Source organism: Methylobacterium sp. 001424705 (genome assembly GCF_059816145.1).
On sequence record NZ_JCBANU010000011.1, the window covers coordinates 29,820 to 50,052 of the forward strand.

18 protein-coding genes are annotated in these 20,233 nt (G+C 73.8%); 8 read left to right on the forward strand and 10 right to left on the reverse strand.

Annotation, left to right across the window (positions count from 1 at the left end):
* The first annotated feature begins 146 nt into the window (after positions 1-146).
* Positions 147-1,862, forward strand: coding sequence for a DEAD/DEAH box helicase (locus tag AC6EUL_RS10320; RefSeq protein WP_056269986.1), 1,716 nt, complete (start codon positions 147-149; stop codon positions 1,860-1,862).
* Positions 1,863-1,997: 135 nt separating this feature from the next.
* On the opposite strand, the gene AC6EUL_RS10325 is transcribed toward AC6EUL_RS10320, so the two are convergent.
* Positions 1,998-2,984 carry a hypothetical protein gene (locus AC6EUL_RS10325; RefSeq protein ID WP_499870022.1) on the reverse strand — a complete coding sequence of 329 codons (987 nt, stop codon included), beginning with the start codon at positions 2,982-2,984 and terminating at the stop codon, positions 1,998-2,000.
* A 203-nt stretch (positions 2,985-3,187) separates the two neighbouring features.
* The gene (locus AC6EUL_RS10330; protein ID WP_499870023.1) at positions 3,188-4,132 is read right to left on the reverse strand and encodes a DUF6925 family protein; all 945 of its coding nucleotides are present in this window, start codon (positions 4,130-4,132) and stop codon (positions 3,188-3,190) included.
* Between the two features lie 49 nt (positions 4,133-4,181).
* Between AC6EUL_RS10330 and AC6EUL_RS10335 the strand changes: the two genes are divergently transcribed.
* Both AC6EUL_RS10335 and AC6EUL_RS10340 read left to right on the forward strand, forming a co-directional pair.
* Positions 4,182-5,666, forward strand: coding sequence for an ATP-binding protein (locus AC6EUL_RS10335; protein ID WP_499870024.1), 1,485 nt, complete (start codon positions 4,182-4,184; stop codon positions 5,664-5,666).
* On the forward strand, positions 5,663-6,322 hold the full coding sequence (locus AC6EUL_RS10340) for a response regulator (RefSeq protein WP_056350441.1): 660 nt from the start codon (positions 5,663-5,665) through the stop codon (positions 6,320-6,322). Before AC6EUL_RS10335 ends, AC6EUL_RS10340 begins: the two co-directional genes overlap by 4 nt.
* Positions 6,323-6,334: 12 nt before the next feature.
* On the opposite strand, the gene AC6EUL_RS10345 is transcribed toward AC6EUL_RS10340, so the two are convergent.
* Genes AC6EUL_RS10345 through tsaD form a run of 5 tightly spaced genes read right to left on the reverse strand, consistent with a single transcriptional unit; the run spans position 6,335 to position 10,161 of the window.
* Positions 6,335-6,751: an EVE domain-containing protein gene (locus AC6EUL_RS10345; RefSeq protein ID WP_056217054.1), complete on the reverse strand. Its 417-nt coding sequence runs from the start codon at positions 6,749-6,751 to the stop codon at positions 6,335-6,337.
* Positions 6,752-6,799: 48 nt separating this feature from the next.
* Positions 6,800-7,264 (reverse strand): opioid growth factor receptor-related protein, encoded by a 465-nt coding sequence (locus AC6EUL_RS10350; protein WP_056382465.1) that lies wholly within the window; start codon positions 7,262-7,264, stop codon positions 6,800-6,802.
* On the reverse strand, positions 7,261-8,250 hold the full coding sequence (locus AC6EUL_RS10355) for an NAD(P)H-dependent glycerol-3-phosphate dehydrogenase (protein WP_499870025.1): 990 nt from the start codon (positions 8,248-8,250) through the stop codon (positions 7,261-7,263). The genes AC6EUL_RS10350 and AC6EUL_RS10355 overlap by 4 nt, the downstream gene beginning before the upstream one ends.
* Complete coding sequence (locus AC6EUL_RS10360; protein WP_056350446.1) at positions 8,247-9,125, reverse strand: GNAT family N-acetyltransferase; 879 nt, start codon at positions 9,123-9,125, stop codon at positions 8,247-8,249. Before AC6EUL_RS10360 ends, AC6EUL_RS10355 begins: the two co-directional genes overlap by 4 nt.
* A complete protein-coding gene (gene tsaD / locus AC6EUL_RS10365) occupies positions 9,118-10,161 on the reverse strand; it encodes a tRNA (adenosine(37)-N6)-threonylcarbamoyltransferase complex transferase subunit TsaD (protein ID WP_056269787.1) in 1,044 nt (347 codons plus the stop codon). The genes AC6EUL_RS10360 and tsaD overlap by 8 nt, the downstream gene beginning before the upstream one ends.
* Before the next feature lie 161 nt (positions 10,162-10,322).
* Between tsaD and AC6EUL_RS10370 the strand changes: the two genes are divergently transcribed.
* The 4 genes from AC6EUL_RS10370 (at position 10,323) to AC6EUL_RS10385 (ending at position 16,409) form a co-directional block, all read left to right on the forward strand.
* Complete coding sequence (locus tag AC6EUL_RS10370) at positions 10,323-11,048, forward strand: uroporphyrinogen-III synthase (RefSeq protein WP_499870026.1); 726 nt, start codon at positions 10,323-10,325, stop codon at positions 11,046-11,048.
* 129 nt (positions 11,049-11,177) lie between these two features.
* Positions 11,178-13,370: a translation initiation factor 2 gene (locus AC6EUL_RS10375; RefSeq protein WP_499870027.1), complete on the forward strand. Its 2,193-nt coding sequence runs from the start codon at positions 11,178-11,180 to the stop codon at positions 13,368-13,370.
* A gap of 135 nt (positions 13,371-13,505) precedes the next feature.
* Positions 13,506-15,146 (forward strand): heme biosynthesis protein HemY, encoded by a 1,641-nt coding sequence (locus AC6EUL_RS10380; protein WP_499870028.1) that lies wholly within the window; start codon positions 13,506-13,508, stop codon positions 15,144-15,146.
* A gap of 138 nt (positions 15,147-15,284) precedes the next feature.
* On the forward strand, positions 15,285-16,409 hold the full coding sequence (locus AC6EUL_RS10385) for a DUF2336 domain-containing protein (RefSeq protein ID WP_056350453.1): 1,125 nt from the start codon (positions 15,285-15,287) through the stop codon (positions 16,407-16,409).
* Positions 16,410-16,441: 32 nt separating this feature from the next.
* On the opposite strand, the gene AC6EUL_RS10390 is transcribed toward AC6EUL_RS10385, so the two are convergent.
* The 3 genes from AC6EUL_RS10390 to AC6EUL_RS10400 all read right to left on the reverse strand — a co-directional run bounded on the left by AC6EUL_RS10390 (position 16,442) and on the right by AC6EUL_RS10400 (position 19,573).
* Complete coding sequence (locus AC6EUL_RS10390; protein ID WP_056350455.1) at positions 16,442-16,783, reverse strand: DUF1491 family protein; 342 nt, start codon at positions 16,781-16,783, stop codon at positions 16,442-16,444.
* 31 nt (positions 16,784-16,814) lie between these two features.
* Positions 16,815-17,543, reverse strand: coding sequence for a peptidoglycan-binding domain-containing protein (locus AC6EUL_RS10395; RefSeq protein ID WP_499870029.1), 729 nt, complete (start codon positions 17,541-17,543; stop codon positions 16,815-16,817).
* 89 nt (positions 17,544-17,632) lie between these two features.
* Positions 17,633-19,573 carry a sensor histidine kinase gene (locus AC6EUL_RS10400; RefSeq protein ID WP_056382480.1) on the reverse strand — a complete coding sequence of 647 codons (1,941 nt, stop codon included), beginning with the start codon at positions 19,571-19,573 and terminating at the stop codon, positions 17,633-17,635.
* Between the two features lie 321 nt (positions 19,574-19,894).
* Here AC6EUL_RS10400 and AC6EUL_RS10405 point away from each other — a divergent pair, with 321 nt between their 5' ends.
* Positions 19,895-20,209, forward strand: a complete 315-nt coding sequence (locus AC6EUL_RS10405) for a hypothetical protein (RefSeq protein WP_056217016.1) — start codon at positions 19,895-19,897, stop codon at positions 20,207-20,209.
* Positions 20,210-20,233: the final 24 nt, after the last annotated feature.

The following is a 20,233-nucleotide window of genomic DNA, read 5'->3' on the forward strand; positions in this document are numbered from 1 at the left end:
TGGCGCTGCGCCGCAGTTCCGGCTACAAGAGACGCCATCCGTAACCGTTCGAGGCCGGAATCACGTCGGTTTGGAGAGGATCGCGTCCGTCGCGACGGCTCCCCGGCGGGTTCTCCGCCTGCTTGCCCGCTAAGGCTTCCGTCACCGTGCCCTTCCCCACCCTGCCGGCCCCGCTCGCCCGAGCGCTGACCGCGCGCGACTACGAAGACCCGACGCCCGTCCAGAGCGCCGTCATCGAGGCGGCCGCGCAAGGCCGTGACCTCCTCGTCTCGGCCCAGACCGGCTCGGGCAAGACCGTCGCGTACGGCCTCGCCTTCGCCGAGACCCTGCTCGGCGACGCCGAGCGCTTCGGCCCCGCCGGCGCGCCCCTCGCCCTCGTCATCGCCCCGACGCGCGAGCTCGCGCTGCAGGTCGAGCGCGAATTGTCCTGGCTCTATGCGGAGACCGGCGCCCGCGTCATCTCCTGCGTCGGCGGCATGGACCCGCGCCGCGAGAGCCGCCAGCTCAACGACGGCGCCCACATCGTCGTCGGCACTCCGGGTCGCCTGCGCGACCACCTGGAGCGCCGCAACCTCGCGACGCAGGATCTGCGCGCCGTCGTCCTCGACGAGGCCGACGAGATGCTCGACCTGGGTTTTCGCGATGACCTGGAATTCATCCTCTCGGTGACCCCGAAGGAGCGGCGTACGCTGCTCTTCTCCGCGACCCTGCCGAAGGCGATCGCGACCCTGGCCGAGCGCTACCAGAACGACGCCCTGCGCATCGCCGTGAAGGGCCAGGAGCGCGGCCACGCGGACATCACCTACAAGGCCATCCGCGTGGTGCCGCGCGAGCTGGAGCACGTGGTGGTCAACACCCTGCGCTTCATGGATGCGCCGACGGCGATCATCTTCTGCAACACCCGCAACGCGGTGCGCCACCTCCAGGCGGTGCTCACCGAGCGCGGCTTCTCGGCCGTGGCCCTCTCGGGCGAACTCGGCCAGGGCGAGCGCAACGCCGCCCTCCAGGCGCTGCGCGACGGCCGGGCCAAGGTCTGCGTCGCCACCGACGTCGCCGCGCGCGGCATCGACCTGCCCACCGTCAGCCTCGTCATCCACGCCGACCTGCCGCACGATGCCGAGGTGCTGCAGCACCGCTCCGGCCGCACCGGCCGCGCCGGGCGCAAGGGCACCAGCCTCCTGCTGATCCCGGCCTCGAAGCGGCGCCGGGCCGAGCAGATGCTCATGATCGCCAAGGTCTCGTTCGAGTGGGCCGGCCCGCCCACCGCCGACGAGATCCGTCGCCTCGACGGCGAGCGCATGTGGCAGGATCCGATCTTCACCGAGGAGCCGGCCGAGGAAGACGTGGCCATGGCCGAGACCCTGATGGCGCAGCGCACGCCCCAGGAACTCGCCGCGGCTCTGGCGCGGATCTACCGCTCCCGCCTGCCCGCCCCCGAGGACGTCACCGATCCGGGCGCCGGCCCCGAGCGCAAGTCGCGCCCGGTCTACGATCCCGCCGACGTGGACCGCATCGACGCCCAGGGCCCGGCCGTGTGGTTCCGGCTCAACCTCGGCCGGCGCGACAACGCCGATCCGCGCCGCCTGCTGCCGATGCTGACCCGGCGCGGCAATATCGGCCGCCAGGAGATCGGCGCGATCCGCATCTTCGATCGCGAGACGAAGTTCGAGGTCCGGGGCGGAGCCGCCTCGCGCTTCGCCCAGACCTTCGCCAAGAACGGCTCGCCCGAGATCCAGGTTGAACCGATCCTCGACGAGGAGCCGGCCCGCGAGGAGAAGGGACCCAAGGGCTTGAAGAGCCCGCGGGGCGCGCGCCACGAGCGCGAGATCGCCAAGAAGCCCCGCGCCAGCCGGGCGCGCTGACCGGACGGGGGCGCCCGAAACCGGGCGCTCCACCTCGACGAAGGGCGCCCGAAACCGGGCGCTCCACCTCGACGAAGGGCGCCCGAAGCCGGGCGCTCCGATCCGACGAAGGGCGCCCGAAGCCGGGCGCTTGCGCTAGAAGTGATCGGGCAGGTTCTTCACCGCATTGCCGAGGGCCTCGACGCTCTCGGCGATCTTGCGGCCGGCCGGGGCGAGCGACGGCACCTTCACGCCCAGGAATTCCGTCTGCTCCGGCTCGGGCTCCGCCTGCGCGACCGGGGGCGCCGACGCAGTCTCCGGCGTGCCGCTCGGTGCCTTGGCAACGAGAGGCTTGGCAACAACGGGCTTGCCGACCGAAGTCTTGACGCTCGAAGACTTGACGACCGAAGGCTTGGTCTCCGTCGCCTTGGCGACCGGGCTGTGCTTCGGCGCTTCCGGCGTCAGGGCCGTGAAGGTGCCGTTCGTCGCCCGCGACCGGGTCGTCTCGTTGGGCAGCGGCGCGATCAGGGTGGCGGTGCGCGTCACCGGGACCAGCGAGGCCGGACGCGCCGGCGGCAGCACCGCGGCGCTCTCGATCGGCGGCAGGCGCGCCGGCTTCGCGGCGACAGGCACCGCCGCCGGCTTCTCGACCGGAATCGCCTCGGGCGCCCGCGCCGCGGGCGGCCGCGCTTCGGCGACCGTCACGCCGATGGGCTTCGCGTCCACGGTCCTGACTTCCAGGGGCCTCACTTCGGCGACCCGCGCCGCGGGCGGGGCGACCGCGGCCGGCGGACGCTCGGCCGTCGGAGCCGCGGACGGCTGATCCGGCGCGGCCGCGACGGACTTCGGCCTCGCCGGCGCGAGGGCCGGGACGCCATCGCGCAGGTCCGGCCATTCGGAGGCGTTGTGTCCGAGACTGGCGGGCGTCGCGGACGCCGTGGCGAGAGTCGGCCGGGTGAATTGCGGCCCCGCGAGGTTGCCGAGGGTCGCGAAGGCGAAGGCGGTGAAGCCGGCAAGGCCCAGGATGCCGGCGCCGGAGAGGAGCACCACCCGGAGTTTCACCCGGGACGGGCGCGGCGCCGGCGCGACGGGGCGCCGGGTCTCGGAGGGATCGATCGTCACGGACATCAGGGTCTCAGACATCTCGCACGCTTCAAGAGGTTCGGATTGACCGTTGCGGGTCGATCACGCGGCGCTGGTCGGGCACGACCGGCGCGACGAGGCCCAAGGGGCGACGCCTGCGTGTAACGAAAGAGGCGCCGCAATGGGGCATGAAGATGTCCTTAACCCAATCCTTGAACAGGCTCGGATCAGACGCGTCACGAATCTGAATAGATCCAACAGGTTTAACGCGAGGTGTCTGGGCAGGACTTGGTCCCGTCCTGATTCGCCGCCGCCGCAGCCTGGACGTGAACGAGGCGCGAGACGGCGCGCGTCGCACGATTCGCCGTCATGGGCGCGAAGGGCTCGCCCGCGACCAGGCGCGCCTTGAGGCGGACCCGCTCCGGGTCGCCCCAGCGGGTCAGCATCGCCTGGAAGGCGGCATGCGTCCGATGATCGAAGGGGCGGGGCCGGCCCTGCCCGTCCCGGCAGGGATGCGGCGGCGTGAACTGGGCGACGGGCACCAGCCCGGTGGGAATCGGGGCGGTGGCGGCGTGGGTGCGGCCCAGGGCCAGGATCCTCGGGTCGAGGAAGGCCCGCGGGCCACCCGACTGCGGGTCCGCGCCGGCATAGACCTCGATCCGGCCGAGGGGCGTGGTGACGACCACGTCCGCGGCGGCCATCAGGCTCGAAACCGCCTCGGGATCGTGTGCGGCAGTCCGTCCGGCCAGGGCGGCGAGGCGCGCGAGCGCGTCCGGGTCGGCGGAACGCAGGAACAGGCGGCCCTGCGGCAGGTCGAGGCCGAGGTCGAACCACTTATCCCCAAGATTCCGCGGGCGCAGGGCCCCGTCGTCGCATCCGGCGGCGCGGATCGGCCCCGCCCCCGTCCGGGGGCAGAGCGCCATCGGCAGACACAGGGCGACGGCGTGGCTCCAGCCGCCGGTGAAGGCGGTCTCGTAGGCCACGGGAATCGCCTCCGCCGGCGCGAGGGCGATCCCGCCGAACGGGGTGATCCAGCCGAGGCGGCCGTCCGCCGGAGCGGCGACGACCTGATCGCCGCGGCGCCCGACGCCGGCGAGCGCGCCGAATCCCCCCATCGTCCAGGTGGTCTCCGGATCGGCCAGGGCTCCGGCCACGAGGCCCGAAACCGAATCGGGACGCTGCCATTCGGCGTCGGGTTCGCTACACACGGGGCGACGACCGCGCACGCTTTCCCCGACGGCCGCCACCCGAGTCGCCATGCCTCACGACGCCGCCTCCGCAGCCCGATCCCGATGGGGCCTGCCCCACCGCAACGGCGCCCCGCCCGCGGCGTCGGCGGAGGCCGGCCGCCGGTCGCTCTGGGCGTCGTGGCCGACGCGGACCCGGATGATCGTGCTGGTCCTCGCCATCGATGTCCTGGCCGCCCTGGTCTCGTGCGCAGTCATCGTCGTCAACGCCCGCTCCGCCGTCGAGGTCGAGATGCAGGCCGCGATGACGAATGTCGAGCTTCTGGTGTCCGATACCATCGACCTCGCCCAGGCGGGGCCGCCCGCCGGCATCCTCCAGACCCTGAACCTGCGCATCCACGATTTGCGCCACGTCCGCGTCACGGTGCTGGACGACGCCGGCAAGGTCGTCACCGGCGGCCTCGGCCGGGTCCGGCACGACCCGCACGCGGCGCCGGCCTGGTTCGCGGCCCTGATCGCCCCGGCGATCCGCGAGCACGACCTGCCGATCGTGGCGCAGGGCCGGCGCATCGGCACCGCCCGCATCACCACTCAGCCGCACGACGAGATCGACGAGGTCTGGGTCTATACCCTGTCGCTCTCGCTTGCCAGCCTCTGCCTCAGCCTGGGGCTGCTCGGCGCCCTCACGGTGGCGTTCGGCCGCGTCCTGGCGCCGCTGACGGACCTCGCCGAGGGGCTGATCCAGCTGGAGCAGCAGGATTACACCGTCCGGCTCGAACCGCCGGCCTCGCGCGAACTCGCCGCCATCGCCACCCGGTTCAACCGGGTGGCCCAGGCCCTGGCGGAGACGCGGGCCGCCAACGGGCGGCTCAACCGCCAGCTCCTGTCGGCACAGGACGACGAGCGGCGCCGCACGGCCCTGGAGCTGCACGACGAGTTCGGCCCCTGCCTCTTCGCCCTGGAAGCGACCGCCGCCTCGGTGGTCCGCATGGCCGAGGCCGAGGCGCCGCCGGACCGGGCGCGCCTGAAGCAGCGCGCCCAGGACATCGCCAGCATCGTCGGCCAGGTCCAGACCCGGAACCGCGACCTCCTCAACCGGCTGCGGCCGCACGCCCTCGGGCAGGTGCCCCTGCCGGAATGCCTCGATCTGCTGCTGCGCGATTTCCGGCGCCGTCACACCGGGACGCGCTTCGCCGGGAGCTTCGAGGGCCTGGCCCGCGGCTACGGCGACGTGACCGACCTGACCGTATTCCGCTGCATGCAGGAGAGCATGACCAACGCGGTGCGGCACGGCGGGGCGCGGAACGTCACCGTCCAGGTGCGGGACGAGGCCACCACCGCCGGGCGGGTCCTGCGCCTCGCCATCCGCGACGACGGCACCGGCATTCCGACCGGTCACAGCCTCGGACTCGGTCTTTCGGGGATGCGGGAGCGTGTGGAAGCCCTCGGGGGCACGTTCATGCTTGACAACGATCAGCCCGGCGCGGTTGTCCGGATCATGATTCCGCTCGATGATGAGCGGGACGTCGACACGAGTCCGATTCCCAGCGCATGAACGCGATCGCCACCACCACCGAGGCGCCGACCCTCGTCATCGACGATCACCCGATCGTACTCCAGGGCTGCCGGCGGGTGCTCGAGGATGCGGGGATCGAGCGGATCGTCGAGGCCACCAGCGTGGTCGCGGCCTATCGCAGCTTCCTGCGCCTGCGTCCCGGGACGGTGATCTGCGACCTGACCTTCCAGGGCAGCGGCCTCGCCGGCCTCGAACTGATCCGGCGGATGCGCGACGCCAACCGGGCGGTGCGCATCCTCGTCTTCAGCATGCACAACGATCCGGTCATCGTCGCGCGGGCCCTGGAGGCCGGAGCCCTCGGCTACGTGCTCAAGGACCACGCCTCCGGCGAGCTTTTCGAGGCCTTCGAGCGGGTCCGGTCCGGCCGCCCCTACCTCGATCCGCGCCTGGCCACCGAGGTCGCGATGCTCCGCACCGACCCGAAGCGCACGCCCGAGACCCAGCTGACGCCGCGCGAACTGCAGATCCTGCAGCGCCTGGCGCAGGGCAAGTCCTACGGCGCCATCGCGAGCGACCTGTCGGTGAGCTACAAGACCATCACCAACGCCTGCTCGATGATGCGCCAGAAGCTCGGCCTGCGCACCCTCGCGGAGCTGATCCACCTGGCGGTGACGCAGGCGCAGCGCCAGGGCTGAGCGGACGGCGGCTCAGCCGAGGCCGCCCATCGCGCGCACCACCGCCCACTCGGCCTCCGTCACGGGCTGGACCGAGAGGCGGGAATTGTTGGCGAGCACCATGGCGGCGAGGCGCGGCTCGGCCTTGATCGCCTCCAGGGTCACGGGGCGGGGCAGCGCTTCGACGGCGCGCAGATCGACCATGCCGAAGCGGCCGGTCGCGTCGGAATCATCCGGGTAGTAGGGCCGGATCACCTCGACGATGCCCACCACCGCCTTGCCCTCGTTGGAGTGGTAGAAGAATCCGCGCTCGCCCACCTCCATCGCCATGAGGTGCTTCTTGGCGACGTGGTTGCGCACGCCGTTCCAGTGCGTGCCGGCGCCGCCCGCGGCGACCTGCTGCTCCCAGGACCAGGTCGAGGGCTCGGACTTGTAGAGCCAGTAGGCCATGCGCTTCTCCAGAGACGCCGGCTCCATAGCACCGGCCAAGCGTGGCCGTCAGGCCCCCCGGAGCGCGGCCTCCCAGTAGCGCAGGCTCGTGGCGTTGATCGGGGCGCCGGCCTTCGCGTTCCGGGCAGTGACGAAGGCGTGGAACTCGGCCGCCGCCTCGGGCCCCAGGAGATCGGACAGGGCCGAGAGGATGCGGGTGATGCGTAGATGATTATGGTCGTGCGGCCGCAGCCAGCCGTCGGTCTCGGCATAGAAGCGGGTCATCCGCCCGAGGGCGGCGCGCAGGCCCGACAGGGCGGCCGGATCGGCGCGGATCGCCTCGGCCTCGGCCCGGCTCAGCACCGGCGCGCCGGGTACGGCGAGGCTCGCCTCGTGCAGGGGGAAGCACCATTGGATGAAGTCGTGCACGCCCTCGATATGGGCGTCGTCGAAGGCGAGGATCTCCCTCAGGCGGCGCCCGGCCCCGTCGTTGCCGGAGCCGGTCAGGAAGGCGCGGATGGGGTGCTGGCTCACTCGGCTTCTCCCCGCAGCGGCCGCGCCAGCAGGGCGGCGATGACGCCGTCGACGCTGGCGCCGCCCGAGACGATGGCGGCCACCGCCTCGGCCACCGGCATCTCGATACCCCGGGCGCGGGCGAGGTCGACCAGGGCGGCGGCCGTGAAGGCGCCCTCCGCCAGCTTGCCGCCGGCGGCCGCCTCGGGCGAGCCCCCCGCGCCGAGGCGCTGGCCGAAGGCGAAATTGCGCGATTGCGGCGAGGAGGCGGTGAGCACCAGGTCGCCGAGGCCCGACAGGCCCATCAGCGTCTCCGGCCGGCCGCCATAGGCCCGGGCGAAGCGCATGAGTTCGGCGAAGGCCCTGGCGATCAGCGCGGCCCGGGCGCTCTCGCCGAGACCGCGTCCGGCAACGATGCCCGATGCGATGGCGAGGACGTTCTTGCCGGCCCCGCCGATCTCGACGCCGCGCACGTCGTCGGTGTGATAGACCCGGAGCGTCGGCCCCGAGAGGGTGCCGGCCAAGCGCGCGGCGAGACCCGCATCCGCCGCCGCGAGCGTCACGGCGGTGGGCAGGTTGCGGGCGACGTCCGCGGCGAAGCTCGGGCCGGACAGGACCGCCACCGGGGCGGCGGCGCCCAGCTGTTCGGCCGCGACCTCGCTCATGAAGGCGTCGGTGCCGCGCTCGATCCCCTTGGCGCAGAGCACGATGGCGGCTTGGCGCGCGAAGGCGGCGCCCAGGTCGGCCAGAACCCCGCGCAGGGTCTGGGCCGGCGTCACCATCAGCACCGTCCCGGCCTCGGCGAGGTCGGAAGCTCCGGCGGTGACGGCGATGCGGGGGTGCAGGGGCACACCGGGCAGGTAGCGGGCGTTCTCGCGGGTGTCCTGCAGGCGCGCCGCCGCCTCCGGGTCGCGCAGCCACAGGGTCACGTCGTGCCCGGCCGCGGCGGCCGCGTTGGCCAGCGCCGTGCCCCAGGCACCGCCGCCGACGACTCCGATCCGCTTCATGCGCTGGTCCCTCGCGATGTGACGTGGTCCGCCCGCAGACGATACAGGAGATGCGGACGCAGCGGATGCCCCGGCGGCAGGGCCGGATGCGGGAAGCCGCCCTCCGGGCGCATGCCGAGGCGCTCCATCACCCGGCGCGAGGGCGTGTTTCCCTCGGCCGTGAAGGCGACGACCTCGGAGAGGCCGCAGCGGCCGAACAGGTCGGCGAGGGCGAGGCGAGCCCCCCGCGTGGCGATCCCGTGGCCCCAGGCCTCGCGCGCCAGGCGCCAGCCGATCTCGACGGTCTCGCCCGGCCGCTCGCCGCCCGGGAACGGCATGGGCCGCAGGAGACGCGCGCCGCCGATCATCCCGACGAACCCGCGTCCCTCCACCGTGACGGCCCAGGGGCCGAAGCCGTCCACCGCGAAGCGCCGGGCACAGGTCCGCGCCTCGGCCCGGCTCGCGGCCGCGTCCTTGGTGGCGGGGAAGTGGCGCATGACCTCCGGGTCGGCGTTGAGGGCGGCAAAGCGCGCTTCGTCGCCCGCCTGCCAGGGCCGCAACAGGAGGTTTCCGTCGCGAAGGCCCTCGGGCGGCGCCACCGCGTCGGCCTCCCGCAGCTTGCCGCGCAGGGCCAACGAGCGCCGGTTCAGCGCGCGCAGGTCGGCCCGGCCGAAGAGGACCGCCTCGCCGAGTTCGGTGGCGGCGGCGAGCTGACCAAGGGGCAGGTTCGCCCAGGCCGGGGCCGGCACGCTCTCGCGCCATGGGCCGCCGCAGGTGTTGTCGAGGAGGATGCGCGCGAAGCAATGGTCGCGGTGCACCGGCCAGTCCGGGCGGGCCGCCTCGGGCAGGCGTCGCTCGACGAGGTCGCGCCAGCGCAGCCGCGCGGCCTCAGGCAACCGCCTTCGGCTCCGCGAAGGGCCAGCGGGCGCGGGCCGGCGCGGTGAGGTCGTCCACGAGGCCGAGGCGCAGGCGCTCGATACCCGCCCAGGCGATCATCGCGCCGTTGTCGCCGCACAGGGCCAGGGGCGGCGCCACGAAGGCGAGGCCCGCCTCGCCGGCCTGGGTGGTGAGCGCCCGGCGGATCGCGCCGTTGGCCGCCACCCCGCCGGCCGCCACCAGGGCGGTGGGATGGCCGGCCACGGAGGCGAAGTCGCGCATCGCCACCCGCAGGCGGTCGACCACCACGTCGACCACCGCCGCCTGGAAGCCGGCGCAGAGGTCGGCGACGTCGACGGAGGAGAGCGGCGCCAGCTTCTCCGCCTCGATCCGCAGGGCGGTCTTCAGGCCGGACAGGGAGAAGTTGGCCTCACGCCGCCCCAGCATCGGCCGCGGCAGGGCGAAGCGCTCCGGATCGCCGGTCTCGGCCAGGCGCTCGACCTCGGGGCCGCCCGGATAGCCGAGGCCGAGGAGCTTGGCGACCTTGTCGAAGGCCTCGCCGATGGCGTCGTCGATGGTGGTGCCGAGGCGGACGTAATCGCCGACCCCCCGCACCGCCACGAGCTGGGTGTGCCCGCCGGAGGCGAGGAGCAGAAGGTAGGGGAACCCGATGCCGTCGGTGAGCCGCGCCGTCAGCGCATGCGCCTCCAGGTGGTTCACGGCGATCAGGGGCTTACGCGCCACCAGCGCCAGGGTCTTGGCCGTGACGAGGCCGATGAGAACGCCGCCGATCAGGCCGGGCCCGGCCGCCACCGCGATGCCGTCGACCTGGGCCAGGGTCAGGCCGGCGCTGCCCAAAGCCCGGTCGATGAGCCGGTCGAGCACCTCCACATGGGCGCGGGCCGCGATCTCGGGAACGACGCCGCCATAGGCCGCGTGCTCGGCGATCTGGCTCAGCACCTCGTTGGAGAGGATGCGCCCGCGCCCGTTCTCGCCGGGGGCGACCACGGAGGCGGCGGTCTCGTCGCAGGTCGTTTCGATGCCGAGGACGTTCATGGACGGCGGATCATCTCGAATGGGGCCTCGTCGGAGGGGTGCGGGGTGGCCCGGGGGATGCGCCGCACCCTATCGTCCGCCTCCTCCGGCGGCAACGACGGGTTGCCAGCGGCGGCGAGACCGGCATGGATGGGCGCGGGGTTCTGGGAGCGCGAAGCGGGATGCGGATCTGGGTGGCGCGGCCGGAACCGGGGGCGGCGCGGACGGGCGCGCGCCTCGCCGCCCTGGGACACCGGCCCCTCCTCGCCCCGGTCCTCACCGTCGCACCGACGGGATTCCGCCTGCCGGAGGAGACCTTCGCCGGGCTGATCCTCACGAGCGCCAACGCGGCGGCGGCGCTGACGCCGGCGGAGCGCGCGCGCCTCCGCGCGGTCCCGACCTTCGCGGTGGGAGCCCGGACCGCCGCCCTCGCGCGGGAGCTGGGCTTCGCGGACGTCCGCGAGGCGGAGGGCGACGCGCGGGCCCTGGCCCGGCTGGTCCGGGCCTCCCTGCCCTTGGGCGCGCACCTCGTCCACGCAGCGGGGGCCGAGCGCAAGGCCGAGCCCGCCGCCTCCCTGATCGCGGCCGGATACCGCCTCGCGGTATGCGAACTCTACGCCGCGCGGGGGGTGGCGCGGCTGCCCGATGCGGTGGCGGACGCCCTCGCAGGCCGGCGCCTCGACGGGGCGCTCCACTACTCCCGGCGCAGCGCGCAGGCGGCACACGATCTCGCCACGGCGGCCGGGCTCGGCGGAGCCTTCGGAGACCTGACGCATTACTGCTTGTCGGCGGATGTCGCCGCGCCCCTGGTCACCGCCGGGGTCGCGGTCCATTTCGTGCCCGACCGCCCCGGGGAGGACGCGCTCCTCGCGGGATTGCCGGCCCCCGGGCCAACAGGATTTCGATAAGGGCCTCGCTCCGGCGGCGGCCCTGGTGCTAGGACGAGCGCAAGAAGCTGCGCCGCCAGCCTCGACCCACCGGGCGCCGGATGCGCCGAACGGGTCGGGCGGCGGGAGACGGGAAGGGAGCCTTGAACCGTGAAACCACCCAACAGCGACCCCAACCGCCCGGGTTCTCCCACCGGCAACCGGCCGGCCGAGCCCGGCAAGCCCGCCACGCCGGGCGGCTCCCTTCCGCCGAAGGTCGAGGCCTCGGCCAAGCCGGGTCAGCCCGGCGGCACGCCGGGTACGTTCGGCAAGAGTGAGCCGGGGAAAGGTGAGCCGGCAAAGGCAGAGCCGGTCACGGAAGGCACGAAGACGGACGCCGTGAAGACGGAAGCCGCCAAGGCCGCGATCCTCACGCCCGACGCTGGCAAAGCCGACACCGTCAAATCCGATGCTCTCAGAGCCGACGCCGTGAAGCCGGATGCCTCCAAGCCGGACCTGACCCGCCCCGATCCGCTCGCTGTCGGCGCCGCGAAGACCGAGACGATCAAGGCCGATGCGCCGAAGCCGGAGGCCCTCAGGCCCGATGCGTCGAAGGCTGACGCTGCCAGAACCGATGCTTCGAAGGCCGAGTCACCGAAGGCCGACGCCGGGAAATCCGAGTCGCCCCGCTCCGGCGGATTCGCGGGACCGCAGCCCGGCGCGCGTCCTGGCCAGTCCGTGACCGATGGCCCGATCATCGACCTGAAGGCCAAGCGCATGCCGGACCCCGTGCCACCGGCGAAGCCTGCCGGTGCTGCCGGTGCTGCCGCGGGAATGGCGAGCAAGCCGGCCGACGGCAAGACCTCTGATAGCAAGACGTCCGATTCCAAAACCGCTTCGGAGCTCCCGAAGGCGGGTGGTCCGACGACGCCCCGCATCACCCCAGCCGCCGCGGCTGCCCCGGCCGCTTCGTCCGGGGCCGGCTTCGGCTCCCTCGTCACCGCCGGCCTCCTCGGCGGCGTGGTGGGGGCCGGCCTCCTGTTCGGCGTCGCGCGCAGCGGCCTGATGGCCCCGGGCGAGGATGCCCGCATCACCGCCCTCGACCAGCGGATCGCCGCCCTCGCCCCGAAGGATGCGGTGGCCGGCCTGGACAAGCGGATCACCGCGAACGAGGCCGCCCTCAAGGCCGTTCCGGAGGCGGTGTCGACGGCGCGCCAGGCCCTCGAGAAGGCGATCGCGGCCCAGGGCGGTGCGCCGGCTCAGGCCGAGGGAGCGCCCGCTGCGGCGGCGGCCCCGGCCGCCGTGCCGGCCGATCTCGTCGCCCGCCTCGACGCCCTGGACCAGCGCGTCTCGGCGCTCCAGGAAGAACCGGGCCGCGACCAGGGCGGCGACGCCCGGATGGCGGTGACCCAATCCGCGGGACCGCAGTTCGCCGCGCTGGAACAGCGCCTGAAGGCCATCGAGAGCAAGGTCGAGTCCGCGCCGAAGCCCGCCGCGCAGCCCGATCTCGCCCCGAAGCTCGCCGCCCTCCAGGGCGACGTCGAGGCCAAGACCAAGGCCAATGCCGAGGCCGCCCAGGCGCTGAGCCAGAAGGTGGCCGCCCTGCAGCAGTCGCTGGAGGCTCGCGTCCAGGCCGCCACCGAGGCGGTCCAGGCCGCGACCCAGGCGAGCGAGAAGGTCGTCGACGCGAACAAGACCCAGGCGGCCGAGGCGGCCAAGGCGGTGGAGCGCCAGCTCCAGGCCCAGGCCGACAAGATCGCCGGCCTCGACAAGGCCGTCTCAGAGCGGGCCGAGACCGCGACCCTGCAGGCCGCCCTGCGCGTCGTGTCGGCCGACCGGATCGTCACCGCCCTCAACACCGGCGCCCCCTACGCGGATGCCCTCTCGGCCCTGCGCGGGCTGGAGCCGGGCGACCCGGCCCGCCTCACGGCGGTGGCGGCCTTCGCCGACAAGGGGGCCCCGACCGCCCGCTCGCTCGCGGCCGAGTTCCGCCCCGTCGCCGAGCGAATCGCGGCGAAGCGCCGGGCGGCCCAGACCAAGGCCGTGGCCGAGACCGGCGACATCGGGACCAAGCTGATGAGCATGGCCGAGTCGATCGTCCAGGTCCGGCGCGTCGAGACCCCGGCCGCCGGCGGCACCCCCGGCGCGGCGGCCCCCGACACCGCCCCGAAGGTGCAGGACGCCCTCGACCGCGGCGCGATCAAGGAGGCCGCCGAGGCCTTCGCGGCGCTGCCCGAGGCGGACCGGGCCGAGGCCGGCGATTTCGGGACCAAGCTGGCCTCGCGCGTCGCCGCCGCCGACGCGGCCCAGGGCCTGCTCGCCGACGCCTTCAAGGGCCTGCCCGCAACCGGCGCCTCCCGTTGAGCGCGCGGCCGCGCGCCCTGTCCTCCGGCGGGATGCGCGGCCACCCGGATTTCGCGCGGGAGCGCCCAACGCTCCCGCCCCCGACTCTCGGTGTCGCCGGACCGGCCGACGCCACTCCCAGGAGTTTCTGATCCCATGTGGCGCGCCCTCGCCTTCCTGGCCCTTCTCGCGGTTGCCGCCTATGGCGCGACCTGGGTCGCCGACCATCCCGGCACCGTCACCATCGTGTGGAACGGCTACGAGGTGGCCACCAGCCTCGCCATCGGGCTGATCGGCGTCCTGATCGCCGCCATCCTGATCGGCTTCATCTGGGCCATCGTGCGGGGCTTCATCACCTTGCCGGAGACGCTGGTGCGCGGCTCGCGCGACCGGCGCCGGGCCAAGGGCTTCTCGGCCCTGTCCCGCGGCATGGTCGCCGTCGGGTCGGGCGATCCCCTCGCCGCCCGCCGCCACGCCAACGACGCCGAGCGCCTGCTCGGCGCCGAGCCGTTGACGCTGCTGCTCAAGGCCCAGGCCGCCCAGATCTCCGGCGACCGCGAGGCCGCCGAGCAGGCCTTCCAGCGCATGGTCAACGACCCCGAGACCCGCGTGCTCGGCCTGCGCGGCCTGTTCGTCGAGGCCCGCCGCCGCGAGGACGACGCCTCCGCCCGCGCCTACGCCGCCGAAGCCGCCCGCCTGGCCCCCAGCGTCACCTGGGCCAACGAGGCCGTCCTGGAGGCGCAATGCGCCGACGGCGACTGGAGCGGGGCCAACGAGACCGTGGAGCGCCGTGCCTCCCTGGGCCTCATCGACAAGTCGACCGCCCGGCGCCAGCGCGCCGTCCTGCTCACCGCCGCCGCGCAGGAGCGCGAGGCCGGCGAACCGGAGGCCGCCACCGAGCGCGTGCTCAAGGCGGTCAAGCTCGCCCCCGACCTCGTCCCGGCCGCGGTGCTCGCCGCGCGCCTGATGGTGCGCCGGGGCGACCTGCGGAAGGGCGCCAAGATCATCGAGGCCGCCTGGCGCGCCGGGCCGCACCCGGACCTCGCCAAGACCTACCTGAACCTGCGCACCGGCGATTCCGTGCGCGACCGCATGGCCCGCGCCGAGACCCTGGCCAAGATCTCGTCCTGGCACCCGGAGGCCCGCCTCGCCATGGCGCAGGCGGCCTACGAGGCCCGCGAGTTCGGCCAGGCCCGCGAAGCCCTGTCGCCCCTCCTCGCCGACCGGCCCACGGTCCGCGCCTGCCTGACCATGGCCCGCATCGAGGAGGCCGAGCACGGCGCCGGTTCGGGCCGGACCCGCGAATGGCTCTCCCGCGCCGCGCACGCCCCGCGCGATCCGCTCTGGATCGCCGACGGCGTCGCGTCCGAGACCTGGGCGCCCGTTTCGCCGGTGAGCGGCCGCCTGGACGCCTTCGTCTGGAAGACGCCGACCGAGCTGATCGCCGGCCCCGAGGCGCCGCACGACGAGGACGCAACGGCCCCCGAGGGCGTCCTCGCGGCCCCGATGCCGGCCGCTCCGGCGGCGTCCTCGCCGAAGCCGATGCCGGTGGCCTCGCCGAAGGCGGATGGTGCGGCCGAACCCAAGCCCGCGACGGTGCTGTTCCCGTCCGCCGCCAAGGAGACGGCGCCGGTGGCCGCCGGGATGGCGGCCGCGGCCGCGCACCCCGCGTCGGGTTCCACCTCGGTCGGCCCGTCCCCGGCCGCGGCCTCGGGTCCGCTCTCCGCCAAGTCGCCGACCCCGGTGGTGTTTCCCCCGCCGAAGGCCGGCGACACCCAGCCCCGCCGCGCCGGCTGACGGCGACCCCGGTCGCGCCGCCGGGCTCGGGGCCAGCATGGCGCATGCAGGGACGGTCCCAAGCGACCGTCCTTAAAGGTCGGTTCACGCAATTCCGCTAATCCTCTCGATCAGCGAGTTCTGCGTAACCGAAGTGCCATGTCCCCATCTTTCGACGATGCGCCGGACCTCTCCGGCCTGATCGAGTTGTCGCGTCTCGACAGCCTCGATCTGAAACCCGTCATCCTTCGGGTGCAGACGGATCACTTTCTCTCGGCCACGGTCCGGGACCGGAAGACCGTGGCGGCCTTCGCCTCCCTGGCCGGAGGACTGATCCCGATCGTCGACGCCGAGACCGCCGAGATCGTCGCCCGCAAGCTCGCGCCCTTTCCCGACACGCCGCCCGCCCTCCTCGCCGCCCTGGTGGAGCGTGGCGGCGGCGCCCGGGACGCCGTCCTCGCCCAGGCTCCCATCCTCACGCAGGCGATGATCCAGGCCGCCCTCGCCGAGGACGCCGATCTCGGCCCCGCCATCGCCAGCCGGCACGATCTCAGCCGCGCCACCATCCTGGACCTGATCGGCCGCGAGAATCCCGGCATCGACCGGGCGCTGGCCGCCAATCCGGCCGCCACCCTTCAGGGCGAGTTGCTGGCCCGCCTCGTCGCCCGCGCGCGCAAGCAGCCGGACCTCGGCCGGACGCTCCTCGCCCGCCACGACCTCGCCCATGCCGACGTGGCGCCGCTGTTCCTGCTGGCGGACGAGACCCGCCGCGAGGCGATCGGCCACGCGATGATGGCGACGGCGGCCCTGCGGCCGAATCCGCCGGCACCGCGCGAGGCCGGCGCCGTGCTCACCGGCTTCTCCGCCCGGGGCGACGTGGCCGGGTTCGTGGCCGCCCTCACCGAGATGCTGGGCCTGCCCAAGGGCTTCCTCGCCACCACCCCCGATCCCTCGCTGCGCTACGAGCTGCTGACGGTCGCCCTGCGCGCCGCCGGCCTGCACGAGGAGGAGGCGGTCTACATCTACCTCACCCTGAACGAGACCGTGGCGCAGTCGGTCGACCGCGTGTTCAGCCTGGTCAAGCTGTTCCGGACCCTCCCGCGGGTCGCCGCGCGCGACCTCCTGGCCGCGATCCTGGCCTGGACCCCGCCGGAGCGGGCCTCGCAGGCGGGTCACCAGCCCTACCATGCCCCGGACGCCCAGCGCCCCCGGGCGCAGGCCACGGCCAGCGAGCGCCCGCCCCTGCGCACGCCCCTGCCCAGCCGGCAGCGCCAGGCGACCTGATCCGGCCCCGCGAAGCCCGCGCGGGACGCCGCCTATTCGGCGAGATCGAGGCGGTGGCGTCCGGCGCGATCGTCGATCTCGACGATCCAGAGATCGTCGTCGAAGCGCAGCTCCTTGCCGAGGCGCACCTCCACGTCGGCGGGCGGGGCCTCGCTGAGCAGGGCCACGAAGCGGCGGTCGCCGTGGGACTCGGTGTCCACGAGGGATTGCGGGGCCGGGCCGTAGAGATCGGCCCGGCCGTCGAGGCGATCCACCTTCACGAAGATCGCCCCCGCCTCGGGGGAACCGCGGCGGCGCTGCACCGCGGCGATGCCCTCGATGTCGAGGCGGCGAAGATGGGCGGAAACCCAGAAATCCGAGCGCAGGCGTGCCATGTGCCGGTCTATAGCACGCCGCCCCGCCGGATCAGCCCCGGGCGGCGCCCGCCCGGGTGGCGAGCTCGCGGAAGGTCCGCGGCGAGGGCTCGCCCTTCACCGGAAGCTTGCGGTCCCGCTCGAATTTCTCGATCGCCGCCCGGGTGCTGGCGCCCATCAGGCCGTCGGCCTTCAGCGGCCCGTAGCCGAGCTTGACCAGGGCGCGCTGGGCCTGGGCGATGGAGAGGCCGCCGAGGGTCGCCACCGAGGCGGTGGTCTCCGCCCCCGCCGGCTCGCCGGCCCGGATGATCTCGCCGATGCCGTCCCGCGGCGCGCGCGCCGCCTCGGCCCGGGACGGCTCCACCTTCGAGGACTCGGGCTTGCTGGACACCTCGGGTTTACCGGACGGGTCGGATTTGCCCGCCTCCGCCTTCGCGACCACGGGGGCCGCGGGCTTCGGGACCTCGGCCGCCCGGGCGAGGGCCGGCTTGGCGGGGAGCTTGGGGAAGATCGGCGCGGGATGGCGGCCCATCTGGTAGCCGAGCGCGTTCAGGCAGATCATCGACACGGCGCCGAGGACGACGGCGACCCCGAGGGCCTCGCCGGGATGGCGCAGGACGGCGCGGCCCGCGCCTCCCGCCAGCGCCCCGAACCCCGCCAAGCCGCCGAGCCCGGCGAAGCGGCCGGGGGCCGGCCGTCGCCGGGCAGCGGGCCGGGCCTCGCGGCCACGGGACGGAACGACGATCTCTCGCTGGTCGCGGCGTGCTTGCGGCTCGCGCATTCGATCTCCTCAGGGCTGATCGCAACGGTGTCCGGGCCCCGCGCGAAGCGGGGCCCGGACGATCCGGTGCCGGCAGGATCGCGGCGCACTCATCCGGCGCGCCGCAGCGGAACGTAGCTCTCGCGCACCGTCTCGGGGCTCGATTCGAACAGGCCCATGGGCCGGCGCATCGGCACGGGACCGTCGTTCACGGCACCGACGAGGCTGCCGCCCGAAACCGACGGGCGCAGGCGGGTGCGGATCGGGGCCGCCGGGACGGCGCCGGTGCCGACCCGGCAGGCGCGCGGCAGGGTGACGATGATCGTGGTGCCCTCGCTCCGGGTGCTCTCGATGGTGATGGCCCCCCCGTGCAAGCCGACGAGGCCCTGCACCACCGAGAGGCCGAGGCCGGTACCCTCGTGGGTGCGCTCGTAGCCGCCGGCGCACTGGTAGAACGGGCTGCCGACGCGGGGCAGGTCGGCCTCGCTGATGCCGATGCCGGTATCGGCGACGATGAGGTCGAGGTGCTTGGCCGAACCGCGCAGGCCGACCTCCACCCGCCCGCCCCGCGGGGTGAACTTCACCGCGTTCGACAGGAGGTTGATGACCATCTGGCGGCAGGCGCGCAGGTCGGCGGTGATCTCCACCGGCGCGACGCTTGCGTCGCGCACCAGGGCGATGCCGGCCTGGTCGAACTTGAGCTGCATCAGGTTGCAGCAGGTCTGGATCAGGGCCGAGAGGTCGAAGGGCTCCGGGGCGTAGTCGAAATGGCCGCTCTGGATCCGCGACATGTCGAGGAGCGTGTTGACGACTTCCAGCAGGTGCTGGCCGGAATTCCGGATGATGCCGGCATATTCCCGGGTGCGCTCCGGATCGGTCGCCATCCCGCCCTCCCCCGAGAGTACCTCGGAGAAGCCGATGATGGCGTTGAGCGGCGTGCGCAGCTCGTGGCTGACATTGGCCAGGAAGCGGCTCTTGACCTCGTCCGCCCGCTCGGCTTCGGCGCGGGCCTGCTCCAGCTCCTCGGCATGGCGGCGGTGCTCGGTGACGTCGCGGGTCACCGCGACGACGCTGGATCGCGGGCGGCCGGGCGAGACCGTCTCCGCCGTCTGGGCGTCGATCCGGTGAATGCGCATCTCGGCGAAGATCACCTGCGGCGCGGTCTCGGCGCGGGCCGCGGCGCTGTCGAGGTGCAGGCGGAACTGGACCCGGGCCGGGCGGCCATGGGCGGCGACGTCGCTCAGCGCCTGCAGCAGCAGGGGGCGGTCGCCCACATGGACGCGCTCCAGCAGGCCGTGGCCGTGCAGGGAGGCCGGTTCGGCCCCGAGGAAGCGGGTGGCCGAGGCGCTGGCCTCGAGGACGCGGCCGTTGGGGTCGTGCCAGGTCACGAGGTCGTCGATGGCCGAGAGCAGCATGCGGTCGCGGCGCTCGTTGTCGCGCAGGCGGGCGAGCCAGCGGCCCTCGTGGCGGAAATGTTCGAGGGCCTGGGCCGCGATGTGCCCGATCGCCGTGATGGCGAAGACCGGCATCGCCAGGGCGCGCGACCACTCGGGCAGCGGGGTGCCCTCGGCGAGGGGCGGCAGCAGGGCCACCGCGAGGGCTCCCAGGGCCGCGATGATGGCGGCCGCCAGGGTGGCGCGCCGCGAGCCCGAGACCACGGCTTCGAGGGGGATCGCCACCAGCCAGATCGCGGCGGCGGAATTGGCGCCCCCCGTCATCATGGCGAGGCAGACCACCACGCCGGTCAGGCCCGCCGAGGAGATGGCGTGGGCGAGCCAGAGGATGCCGGTGCGGGACAGGAGGACGGCGGCGAAGACCGGCAGCATCAGGCTGGCGATGGCCAGGGCCTCGACGCCGGTGGGCACGCCGCGCAGCACGAGGTAGGGCGGCAGGCCCAGCATCATCATCAGGCCGGTGGCAAGGCGGGAGACCAGGAAGCGCTCGTGCCGGAAGCGCACGCCGCCATCCTCTTTCACCGACTCATGGACGAGCCCCGCGAGGCGGACATCGATGAGGGAAGCCAGGGCACCGTAGATACGCAATACCGACACGCACAGCGCGGATAGGGCCCGACGGCCATCCCCGACGCCCCTTGGCTCGACGAAAACTCGACTGAGGGCAACTTCGCAGAGCCGACTTAAGCGAGTCTTGCGCTAGACAGTCCGATTGTCTCCGCATGCTTTCCGGGACGTAACCATGACCGGTCCCTCCGAAAGACCTTTTCGGGCCACGACACGAAAAAGCCTCGAAGGACATCGGGATAAGCTTGTGTTCACCATTCCGGCGCTTTGCGGGCGGCGCGTCAGGGGGTCTTTACCGGTCGCGTCCGACGGTGTTCGCGCGCCGGCCGGGGCGCGTCCGGGACGAGACCCATGTCCTTCCTCATCCGTGCCGGTCTCGTGATCGGCGTCCTGTCCTGGCTGGCGCTTCAGCGCCAGGGCGAGCGCGCGCCCGCGCCACCGGCGGTGGCCGATGCGGCGGCGGCGGCCTGGGACGCGCTGCCCGCGCCCCTGCGCGATGCCGCCCTGCGCGAGGGCGCCGCGGAGATCGGGCGGCGGGCCTTCACCGCCTCGCCCGTCTCCCGCGACACCCTCTCGGACAGCGACAGAAAAGTCCCGTGGCGGGGCGCGCAAACCCACGCGGATCGCGCTACGCTGGCCCAACGCGGGGAACGCGGGCCCCCGTAAGGGGGTAGATGGTTCGCGACGCGG

Excerpts from the sequence above, each read along its gene's own strand:
- AC6EUL_RS10325 (WP_499870022.1), bottom strand. The coding sequence starts at position 2,984 with ATGTCTGAGACCCTGATGTCCGTGACGATCGATCCCTCCGAGACCCGG.
- AC6EUL_RS10335 (WP_499870024.1), top strand. The coding sequence starts at position 4,182 with ATGCCTCACGACGCCGCCTCCGCAGCCCGATCCCGATGGGGCCTGCCC.
- AC6EUL_RS10340 (WP_056350441.1), top strand. The coding sequence starts at position 5,663 with ATGAACGCGATCGCCACCACCACCGAGGCGCCGACCCTCGTCATCGAC.
- AC6EUL_RS10345 (WP_056217054.1), bottom strand. The coding sequence starts at position 6,751 with ATGGCCTACTGGCTCTACAAGTCCGAGCCCTCGACCTGGTCCTGGGAG.
- AC6EUL_RS10355 (WP_499870025.1), bottom strand. The coding sequence starts at position 8,250 with ATGAAGCGGATCGGAGTCGTCGGCGGCGGTGCCTGGGGCACGGCGCTG.
- tsaD (WP_056269787.1), bottom strand. The coding sequence starts at position 10,161 with ATGAACGTCCTCGGCATCGAAACGACCTGCGACGAGACCGCCGCCTCC.
- AC6EUL_RS10370 (WP_499870026.1), top strand. The coding sequence starts at position 10,323 with ATGCGGATCTGGGTGGCGCGGCCGGAACCGGGGGCGGCGCGGACGGGC.
- AC6EUL_RS10380 (WP_499870028.1), top strand. The coding sequence starts at position 13,506 with ATGTGGCGCGCCCTCGCCTTCCTGGCCCTTCTCGCGGTTGCCGCCTAT.
- AC6EUL_RS10385 (WP_056350453.1), top strand. The coding sequence starts at position 15,285 with ATGTCCCCATCTTTCGACGATGCGCCGGACCTCTCCGGCCTGATCGAG.
- AC6EUL_RS10390 (WP_056350455.1), bottom strand. The coding sequence starts at position 16,783 with ATGGCACGCCTGCGCTCGGATTTCTGGGTTTCCGCCCATCTTCGCCGC.
- AC6EUL_RS10395 (WP_499870029.1), bottom strand. The coding sequence starts at position 17,543 with ATGCGCGAGCCGCAAGCACGCCGCGACCAGCGAGAGATCGTCGTTCCG.
- AC6EUL_RS10405 (WP_056217016.1), top strand. The coding sequence starts at position 19,895 with ATGTCCTTCCTCATCCGTGCCGGTCTCGTGATCGGCGTCCTGTCCTGG.